General features: G+C 74.3%; 1 protein-coding gene. It reads right to left on the bottom strand.

All coding sequences use genetic code 11. The features are described 5' to 3' along the window. Positions 1-1,702: polyketide synthase dehydratase domain-containing protein (locus tag ABD363_RS32330; protein WP_344610024.1), on the bottom strand; the 1,702-nt coding region annotated here is incomplete at both ends.

Below are 1,702 nucleotides of genomic sequence, written 5' to 3'. Positions count from 1 at the left end.
CCACCACCGGCGGCACCAGCACCCCGTCCCCCGCCATCCGCACCACACGCGGCACGCGCACGGTTCCCTGGCGGACCAACGCCTCGGTCACGTCCTCCGGAATTCCCGCGAGGGCCTCCCACGAGGCGGCATCGTCGTCGACATCGGCCAGTGCGAACCTGCCCGGGTGTTCGGTCGCAGCCGATCGGACCAGGCCCCAGACAGCTGCGGCGGCAGGCTCTGCCGGGGATTTCCCGTACTCCGGTTCCGCAGCGGGGGCGCCCGGCACGATCACGACCAGACGGGTGTTCGCGAGCCGTGGTTCCGCCAGCCACTCCCTCAGGGTGTCGAGGGTCTCCGTCACCGGTTCCCTCACGGGTCGCCCGGCCGTAGCGACGGGCAACAGGACCGTGTGCGGCGCCCGCGTACCGCCGGCCAGTGCCGTCCGGAGGGCGGGCAGGGTCTCGTAGTGAGTGAGGTCGGTGCCGGCCGGTCCTTGCGGGAGCTCGCCGAGCACGGTCCAGTCGGTCATCCGGGCCCGTTCGGCCGCGGGCAGCGGCTGCCACTCGACCCGGAACAGTGCGTCCCTGATGGACGCGTCGGTCCTCGTCAGTTCGGTCGTCGGTACGGGCCGCAGGAGCAGCGAGTCGATCTCGGCGACCGGCGCACCCGCTGTGTCGGCCACACGCAGTGCGACCGTGTCCTCGTCGGCCTGAGCCACGTGCACGCGTACGGCGGAGGCGCCGACGGCCGTCAGCTCCACGCCCGACCACACGAACGGCAGTGCGGCGCCGTCCCGGTCCTGCAGCCCGAGCACGTGCAGCACCGTGTCGAGCAGTGCCGGGTGCAGCCCGTACCCCTCCGCGTGTCCTCCGAGGTGTTCCTCCACGTACCCGTCGGTGCTCCCTTGGGCGTCGTCCGCCGCCGGCTCCGGCAGCCCGGCCTCGACGTACCACCCCGAAGCGTCCCGCCAGACCCGTCGCAGGCCCCGGAAGGCCGGGCCGTACGACAGTCCCGCGGCCCCCAGCCGGTCGTACAGGCCGGTCAGGTCCACCTGCTCGGCGCCCTGCGGCGGCCAGGCCCGCAGGTCCCAGTCCGCCGACGGCGCTCCGGCCGCCGACAGCACACCCACGGCGTGCAGGGTCCAGGGGTCTTCCTGTGCGGCGTCCCGCGGGCGTGTGTGGATGCGCAGTGCACGGCGTCCGGAGGCGTCCGGGGCCTCGATGCCGACCTGGAGGTCCACGGCACCGTCGGGGGGCAGGACGAGGGGTGTCTGGAGGGTGAGTTCGTCGACGCGGTGGCAGTCGGCGCGGTCGGCGGCGGCCAGGGCGAGTTCGAGCAGGGCGGTGCCGGGGACGAGGATCTTTCCGGCCACCACGTGGTCCGCGAGCCACGGGTGGTCGAGCACGGACAGGCGGGAGGTCAGCAGGATCGTGTCCGAGCCGGCGACGGACACGGCCGCGCCGAGCAGCGGATGCCGGACGGCGCCCAGGCCGAGGCCGCCGGCGTCCACGGTCACGCGGGGCGCGTCGAGCCAGTAGCGCTGCCGCTGGAAGGCGTAGGTCGGCAGCGGCACCTCACGCGCCCCCGTGCCGTCGAACACGGCCGCCCAGTTCACCCGGGTGCCCCGCACGAACATCTCCGCCACCGCCGCCAGGGTTGTCTCCCGCTCGTCCCGGCCCTTGCGCAGCACGCTTGCCGCGGGTGCGGGGTCCACGAGCGC

The organism is Streptomyces glaucus (assembly GCF_039533365.1).
Lineage (GTDB): Bacteria > Actinomycetota > Actinomycetes > Streptomycetales > Streptomycetaceae > Streptomyces > Streptomyces glaucus.
The sequence above is the reverse complement of the archived record's forward strand: the minus strand, read 5'-3'. Positions and strand labels throughout refer to the sequence as shown.